Source organism: Paenibacillus sp. 01L418, assembly GCF_056400045.1.
Map to the genome: position 1 here is coordinate 1 of NZ_JBFTSN010000298.1, position 8293 is coordinate 8293.

7 protein-coding genes are annotated in these 8293 nt (G+C 40.7%); all 7 read right to left on the minus strand.

Going from position 1 to position 8293, the window contains the following annotated elements; translation table 11 throughout:
• Nucleotides 1-863 (minus strand): EpsG family protein (locus AC1DSE_RS25370; protein ID WP_477528372.1); only part of this gene is annotated, 863 nt, incomplete at its 3' end.
• Between the two features lie 38 nt (nucleotides 864-901).
• On the minus strand, nucleotides 902-1813 hold the full coding sequence (locus tag AC1DSE_RS25375; RefSeq protein WP_477509337.1) for a glycosyltransferase family 2 protein: 912 nt from the start codon (nucleotides 1811-1813) through the stop codon (nucleotides 902-904).
• A 16-nt stretch (nucleotides 1814-1829) separates the two neighbouring features.
• Nucleotides 1830-2915 (minus strand): glycosyltransferase family 1 protein, encoded by a 1086-nt coding sequence (locus AC1DSE_RS25380; RefSeq protein ID WP_477509338.1) that lies wholly within the window; start codon nucleotides 2913-2915, stop codon nucleotides 1830-1832.
• Complete coding sequence (locus AC1DSE_RS25385; RefSeq protein WP_477509339.1) at nucleotides 2842-4029, minus strand: glycosyltransferase; 1188 nt, start codon at nucleotides 4027-4029, stop codon at nucleotides 2842-2844. The genes AC1DSE_RS25380 and AC1DSE_RS25385 overlap by 74 nt, the downstream gene beginning before the upstream one ends.
• Nucleotides 3992-5158 carry a glycosyltransferase family 4 protein gene (locus tag AC1DSE_RS25390; protein WP_430057627.1) on the minus strand — a complete coding sequence of 389 codons (1167 nt, stop codon included), beginning with the start codon at nucleotides 5156-5158 and terminating at the stop codon, nucleotides 3992-3994. Before AC1DSE_RS25390 ends, AC1DSE_RS25385 begins: the two co-directional genes overlap by 38 nt.
• Before the next feature lie 23 nt (nucleotides 5159-5181).
• Entirely contained in the window at nucleotides 5182-6063 is an 882-nt protein-coding gene (gene galU, locus AC1DSE_RS25395) for a UTP--glucose-1-phosphate uridylyltransferase GalU (RefSeq protein ID WP_477528373.1), read from the minus strand.
• 25 nt (nucleotides 6064-6088) lie between these two features.
• The gene (locus AC1DSE_RS25400; protein WP_339207721.1) at nucleotides 6089-7915 is read right to left on the minus strand and encodes a polysaccharide biosynthesis protein; all 1827 of its coding nucleotides are present in this window, start codon (nucleotides 7913-7915) and stop codon (nucleotides 6089-6091) included.
• Nucleotides 7916-8293 lie beyond the last annotated feature (378 nt).

The following is an 8293-nucleotide window of genomic DNA, read 5'->3' on the forward strand; positions in this document are numbered from 1 at the left end:
GAAATAATCATTAAAACAACGCCAACTAGTGAGATATTAACCAAAATATCTGATTTAGGAAATAAGTATTTTAATTTTTCTCTTCCAAAAAAAGCGATAACAAGTGGAATAATCCATACGATTGCTCTAAGTACATTAGCTCCACCCTCTTTGAAACTATCATAATGACCATACTGGGTATCTTTAATCGCCGAAAATAATAGCTCAGAGAAAGCATTAAAGCCTACAACGATAAGAACAGCTACAGATAAAAGCAAGAAGGTTGTTTTTGTCCATGCTTTTCTACGCACAATAAAATACATCGGGATCATTATTAGAGCACTTTGATGAAAGAAAGAGGCGAATATTACAATCGAAATATAAGGCTTCCATTTGCCTTCTAGTAAATATTTAGTTGCAGCAAAAACGATAGCAGCTGCAAAGAACTGCCTTATTCCGTTCATAGAAATTGTAAACGTACCTGTCGTTATATATAGATATACGCTTAACTCAAATAATCTCGTATATTTATACAAGACGATTACTATCAGTACGTTTGTTAGCACTCCGGTCGTTAAAACAAGAATTTGCGGATCATCCGATATTTGCTTTAGCAGCATTTGGAATATATTAAAACCTTTGTCTTGGCTTCGGACAACAGTGTTCCAACTAAAATCACCTATTGAATAGCTATGCATATAAAGAAATGTATCACCAATGTTTATCCGCAAACCCGATACCGTAGCAAGTGCAAGTGCTGCTATTACAGCTAAAAATTTATTTGGTTTAATTAGAGCAGGGGCTAGCCCTGCTTGAACCGAAAAATATCTAGCTGTAAGAGCAACTGTGAATACAATAACCAGGGTGAACCACAGTATCGTCATATTATTTAATCCCTCCTTTACAATCATTTTCGCACTTGCTAACCGTGACTTTTCTTAACAGCAACCGTTGTTTTACTCGTATTCTGAATATAAATGTAAAGTAACACCCCTAACGGAATTGCTAACATTGTAATTCCTTTACGAGGTGACTCTTTAAGAAAGTTTTTATTTCGAATAATGATACTGCTGGAAACATAATGAATTGCCTCGCGAATTCTCTCTTTCAAGGATGGAGCATATAACATAGCAACCTTTCGGAAGAATGAGAACCCATGTGGATTTTTCTTATACTGATTAATGATATTTAAGCTAGATCCGTCTTGCATATATTCAACTACACACAGTACCTCATTCATGATTAGTAATTGATAATCCTGATCGATCAAAATGTATTTGTATGATAAGGGACAATATTTCTCACCTGCGAATAAAGGGTATGGCGGATATTTTTTCATAATATCAGTACGATATACCAGCTTTTTATCACCTTTTACTGAATGCAAAGCATATAAGTCGCTAAGAGTTGATTGTTTCACATGTTCAGGAAGCCTAGTACCAATTATCTCGTTATCCTGAGAGACGTCTAAGCCTACTATACCCGCGTATTGTTTGCTGCCAGATGTCTTCCAAAATTCAGTTATTTTCTCCACAGCATCATCTGCTAAATAATCATCCGAATCTATACAAACATTAAGCTCTGTTTCAATACGTTCATAAGCAGCATTGTGTGCGCCATGCATGCCTTGGTTATTCTGATAATGATATTGAATCGGTATTTGATTATCCTGAACCCAACTCTCGATTAGTTCCTTCGTATTATCCGTAGATCCATCATCAACAATGAGCCATATAAAATCTTTGCAGCTTTGACGTTTCAGACTCTCATAACAAAGATGCAGTGTATATGCCCGGTTATAGGTAGGTGTAAAAACAGTCAACATCGGTTTCAATACACTATCCCCCCTCTTACCTTAAAACAGCCATGGGCATCTGATTCATATAATAGTCAGATAACCATTTTGCCATAGTAGAAGTATCGTATCCTTTTTCTCTCAGAGAGTCCGATGTGTCCACATGCCCAGGGGAAGTATTAATAATTTGCTCAGCCCAATAATCTGCAGTTTGCTTTAAGCTAATAAATTGAAGCCTGCCTGTTACATCTGTCTCCGTAGTAATCGTATCTGAGATAATACTTTGTATCCCTGAAGCTTGTGCTTCTACTAGAACAACGGGCAATCCTTCAAATAAAGAAGGGAACAAAAAGATATCCATTCCCTGCAAGAGATTGGAGATATCCTTTCGTACACCGAGTATTTTCACACAATTTGTTAAACCTAATTTCTCTATTTTTTTCTCAATCGCATTTCTCAAATGACCCTCACCAACTAATACCAACATTGAATTAGGTTTTTTGTCATGAACAGCTTTAAAGACATCTATCAAAAAATCATGGTTTTTTTGTTCAGTGAACCTTCCAATATGACCAATAACTAATCGATCTCCCGCCGAGAGCTCCTCTCTTATTTCATCACGAATAGTTTGATTAAATGAAAACTGGCTTACATCAACAGCGTTATTTAATACAACTACTTTACCGGAATCAGCTATTTTTTTTCCGAAAAGCCATTTACCTGCTTTTTGTGAGCATGCAAAGTAGCTGCTAGGATTATCCTTCATCGTTAGTCTTGCATACAGACGGAATGGCAGCTTAATATCTATACCTAGATCACTTAAATGACTATGAGTGATTCGACAAGGAACTCCCGCCTTTTTTGCTGCTTTTAGAATAAAACTACTATTCTCATTAATATGAGCATGAACGACCTTATAGTAAGGATGATCTATAAAGAATTGATCAAGGCTTTTAAAGTATTGAGAATAATTTCCCGGCCTAATCTGAGGCATTCGGTAAATTTTACCACCTAATGCTAGGATCTCTTGATCGTAGTGTCCTTCAGCTTGTCGATGAACGATAAAGTCAAACTGAATTTTGCTTCGATCCATCTGACGGTAATAGTTTATTAGCATCGTTTCTAAACCGCCACGATTCATGATCATTACCACTTGCAAGATTCTTACTGGTTGCAACTTTAGCCCTCCCMACATTTTTTATACGCATCCAATTCACAGCCGTAAGCATCAAATAAATACCTAAAGAAAACTTATTTTTTGCACATAAAAAAAACACCCTCCACACTAAAGGGCAATACGCTTCATCAAATTGCATGAAAGAGTTTCTTATCCGATTCCCATTCAACATCATTTGCAAAGCTTTTACCTTTGTAAGCATCGAGGATGATTTTTTATTACTCATGATGTTAAGACCAAGTCCTATTACATTCATACAAATCCGATTGTGAAAAGCTATTTTATATTCAATCTGAAGCTGCTTTGCCTCTATAAAAGACTCAATTGAACAGTAGAGCTTTTCGAACTTCTCAGCGAGCATCGGGTTATAAGTGGATGTAATTGAAGTAGTATTTGCCCGCCAATAATGATAAAAAGGACGATTCAGAAACAAAAAAGATTCAGCATTATAAAAGACATGAATGTTGAAGAGTGTATCCTCATTACTGCCTATGATGCTGAGATCTTTAAATTTCACCTTATTGTCTTTCAGCAATGATGTACGATAAAGTTTTGACCATACCGTCCCCCAAGCATCCAGATATTCGGGATTCGCTACCTCTTCCTTTAATGGACCAACAAGCCGCCTTAGCATAGTCGTTTGTACCTCATCCATAAGATACAATTGCTTGTCAGGCATGTTGAAGCGCTTTTCCTTCGAATGTGTCCCAAACTCCCGAATATACGTACACATCACAATATCAACGTTTTGTTCCACAGCGCACTCGTACATTTCTTCATACATTTTTAAATTCACCCAATCATCTGGATCAACGAATCCGATGTACTCCCCATTTGCTGCCAGCACACCATCGTTTCGTGCAGCGGACACACCTTCATTTTCTTTATTAATAACAATGATTCGTGAATCCCGTTCCGTATATTCCTGAAGAATGCTTAAGCTGGAATCCGTAGATCCATCGTTTACTGCAATAATCTCTATGTCAGATAAGCTTTGCTCTAGCAAGCTATTCAAGCATCTATCCAAATACAGCTCCATATTAAATATAGGCACGATGATACTGACTTTGGGATTCATTTTGTTCCCCCAACATAAAGGACTTGTATATTTCATTAAGCTCTAGCTTCACCTGAAGCAAACCATATTTCTGTACCATTTGAAGGCTAAACGCCCCCATCCGCTGCCTCAGCTCCAGCGATTCACTCAGCTTCCTTAACCGGTCAGCAAATAATTCCATATCGGTTGGCTCCAGCACGAATCCATTCTCGCCATCTATAACGAGCTCTGAATGGCCTCTATTCCGCGTGGCAACAATGGGCAGCCCGCAGGCCATGGCCTCCATTAAATTGACGGGCAATCCCTCACGCAGGCTGGATGCTACTGCGACGTCGCACATGGGCAGCAGCCGGTCGATATCTGTCCGATAGCCAAGAAAATGGACCATCGATCCAACTCCTAATCGCTCTGCCAGAGCCTGGCTTTCCTCAAGCAAAGGCCCTTTACCAGCCAGCAGCAGCCGGCCATGCGGTACCGCCTCTTTAATAGCGGCCAACGCGTGAATGAGCAGTTGATGGTTTTTGTTTCGGTTAAATTCAGCAGCATAAAACATAAGGAAGTCGTCCGTGCGATAATCGAGTTCCTGACGCAATCGCCATTTATCAAGCTTTTGCAAAGGCTTAAAATGTGTTGTATTTACGCCAACACCATGAACATGAGCGATCCGCTTTGCTTTAAATTTTTTGGTGACAGCGAGCTGATAGTCCTCTGTATTGATTGTAATTAAACAGTCCGTCATGCTGGATAGTCTCTTCTCAATTGGATAATAAAGCATCCAGTTCAGGAGCGAGCCACCTTTGCAGAAATGAAAACCATGCGCGGTATAAATAACTTTTGTTCCTTGTTTTCTCGCCGGCTGTGCCGCGAGTCTTGCTAACACGCCGCCCATTGGCGTATGGCAATGAATGATATTATAATCCTGCTGCTGAATAATTGCCTTCAGCTCTCGGTATGCTTTGACATTGTTGGAATGGAACGGTGAGCGCTCAATGGAAATATTAAACTTCCGGTCAACAAAAGGGAGCTCCAGCTCGCCCTTTGCGGCGATATGGACCTCCCACCCTTGCTGCTTAAACCATTCGAGAACAGGCATATGAAATGCCTTGAAATGATAATCAACCGTTGCGCAAAATAAAATTTTATTTGGCATGCTTCTACCATCCTATACTAGAATTATTTTCTAGCAGATTCTCTTTCAACCATTTGCGATAAATAGTTTAATAGCTCATAACGCAAATCCTCACGCTGAAGAGCAAATTCAATCGTCGTCTGGATAAAGCCCATTTTCTCACCCAYATCATGACGCTTGCCTTCGAATTCATAAGCGTATACGGCTTCCATTAAGTTTAAAGCAGCAATCGCATCGGTCAGTTGTATTTCTCCGCCCGCTCCAGGCGATTGATTTCCGAGAATGTCGAAGATCGCCGGGTTCAAAATATACCTGCCCATAATCGCCATATTCGATGGCGCCAGCTCCTTGGATGGCTTCTCGACCAAATGTCTAACCCGGTGGAAGGATTCTTCCATAAGAGTGCCATCTACAATTCCGTAGCGAGATACGGCTTCATCCGCCACACGCTGCACGCCGATAATCGAAGTATGATACTCATCATATTTTTCGATCATCTGCTTGATACAAGGCTTCTCCGCTGAGATAATATCATCCCCAAGCAGTACGGCAAACGGCTCATCGCCAATAAATTTGCGAGCGCACCATATGGCGTGCCCAAGCCCCTTCGGCTCCTTTTGGCGGATATAATGAATATCTACCATATCCGCTGATTTGCGCACTTCACTTAATAAATCGTATTTATGTTTGGCAGTCAAAATTTGCTCCAGCTCAAGTGAGTTATCAAAATGATCCTCGATTGCCCGTTTTCCTTTACCCGTTACAATAATAATGTCCTCGATGCCTGATTCAATCGCTTCTTCCACAATATATTGAATAGTTGGCTTATCGACGATTGGCAGCATTTCTTTTGGCATCGCTTTTGTTGCTGGGAGAAACCTTGTACCCAGACCAGCAGCTGGTATTATCGCTTTTCTAACCTTCATAACTTTTATGCAACTCCTTCTTTTTTTAACCTGTTACAGATGCAAATCCAGGAAGCTCTACGACATTATTCGCTAGATCCAGCAGCCTTGTACGCAATTCTGCTTTGCTCATTCCCCCGTGCAGGGCAATAATTTCTTCAATATGTTCAAAATAAATCTCGGATGATTTGCCTATGTAGATTTTTGGATAAACCTGCTTTTCATTGATTTCATCATCCTTAAGCATTTCTTCGAATAGCTTCTCGCCTGGGCGAATTCCTGTGTACTCAATGCCGATTTCCTCGACCGAGTAGCCCGACATCCGGATGACATTTTGTGCAAGATCGGTAATGTTAACCGGATCACCCATATCGAGGACAAAGATTTCACCGCCTCTGGCAAGTGCACCAGCTTGAATGACTAACCTTGAAGCTTCAGGAATGGTCATAAAATAGCGAACCATGTCCGGATGTGTAACCGTTACGGGTCCCCCCTTCTCTATTTGCTTCTTGAACAGCGGAATAACGCTGCCGCGGCTGCCCAAAACATTGCCGAATCTTACCGCTACAAATTTGGTATTGCTGAACCGGTCCATATGCTGAATGACCATCTCTGCAATCCTTTTTGTCGCGCCCATAACGCTGGTTGGATTAACCGCCTTATCGGTCGATACCATGACAAACGTATCCACGCGAGCTTGGCTGGCTGCTCTTGCCGCATTCAAGGTTCCCATTACGTTATTTTTGAACGCTTCCTCTGGATTTCTCTCCATCAGTGGAACATGCTTATGTGCTGCTGCATGATAAACGACCTGCGGACGATGAGCTTGCATAACGGCCAGCATTTTATTTGCGTCTTGCATATCGGCGATTTCTGTCACAAATTCTATTTTTGTATGTCCGTAAAGCTCTTTCAGCTCCATCTCAATGGAGTAGATGCTGTTCTCTCCATGTCCAAGCAAAATAAGCTTCTCCGGTAAAAACCTCGAAACCTGCCTGCACACCTCAGATCCAATCGAGCCCCCAGCGCCTGTTACCATAACGACCTTCTGAGTGACGTAACCTGAAATACTCTCAATATCGAGCTCTACAGGCTCACGCCCTAATAAATCCTCAACCTGAACATCACGAAATTGACTAACCGACACTCTGCCGGTAGCCAAATCCTCAAGCATAGGAATGATTTGTGTTTTTGCTTTCGTTTTAGCGCATTCGCTAAAAATCGTGTTGAGCTGTTTTTTGCTCAGTGAGGGTATCGCAATAACGATATTGTTAATCTCATAATCAAGCGCTACCTTCGCAATGCTTTCAACTCCGCCCAACACCGGAATGCCCATAATATCTAGATTATGTTTGTTTACATCGTCATCTATGAACGCAGTTGGCAATAGCTCCATATCATTGTTGCTAAGGAGCTGACGGGCAAGCATCGTACCCGCAGAGCCAGCACCAACAATTAACGTGCTTTTACGCAATCCAGCATTTTTCTGGTAGCTGCCACGGAAAATTCTCCAGCATAACCTCGATCCTCCGATTAACAGCATATGAATCATCCAGGTCACGGCCAGCAGCCTGAAAAACACATCCTGCATCACAATTTGCTGAATAATCGCTGCTGCAAAGATCGAGAAGGAAACGGCCTTTGTAATAATCAATAGCTCCCCTACACTCGCATATTCCCATGCCTTCTTATACAAATTGTAGTAGAAGGAAAAGAAATGATGGCTTAATAGCAAAGTAATTGAACTAATTACAATGGGTGCAGTCACCACATCAAGTGAAGCACTTAGCAACAACCTGCTAAAAAAAATGGCGGTAAAAACGATAATGGAGTCGATTAAAATCAATAAAGACAATCTTTGTCGATACGTCAAAGAACATTCACCCTTTCTTCAGATATAGAAAAACAAAMGAAATTATTGGCTTAAAAAAATCAAGTTTMATATCTCTGCTACACTCTTAGAGTGTTTAACTAAAAGGCTTTATACCAAACCATTTAGTTAAAGACTCTAAAATAGAGTCCAGGGGCATCGAACCCCGCCTCACACCACACTCTTGACGACTCGCGTCTAAGGTTTTTTTGCAACCCACAGTATGGCCGAGTGCCTCCATTGATAACGGTGAGGAGACATTACCGAATGAAATTGCCTTTACAAACACTTAATGTGCTTTATAAAGAACAATAGTCCGTAAAAAAAGCGCTATCCGATTGATATCATCAAACGCTCTACTTATTTAGTATGACACCCAAT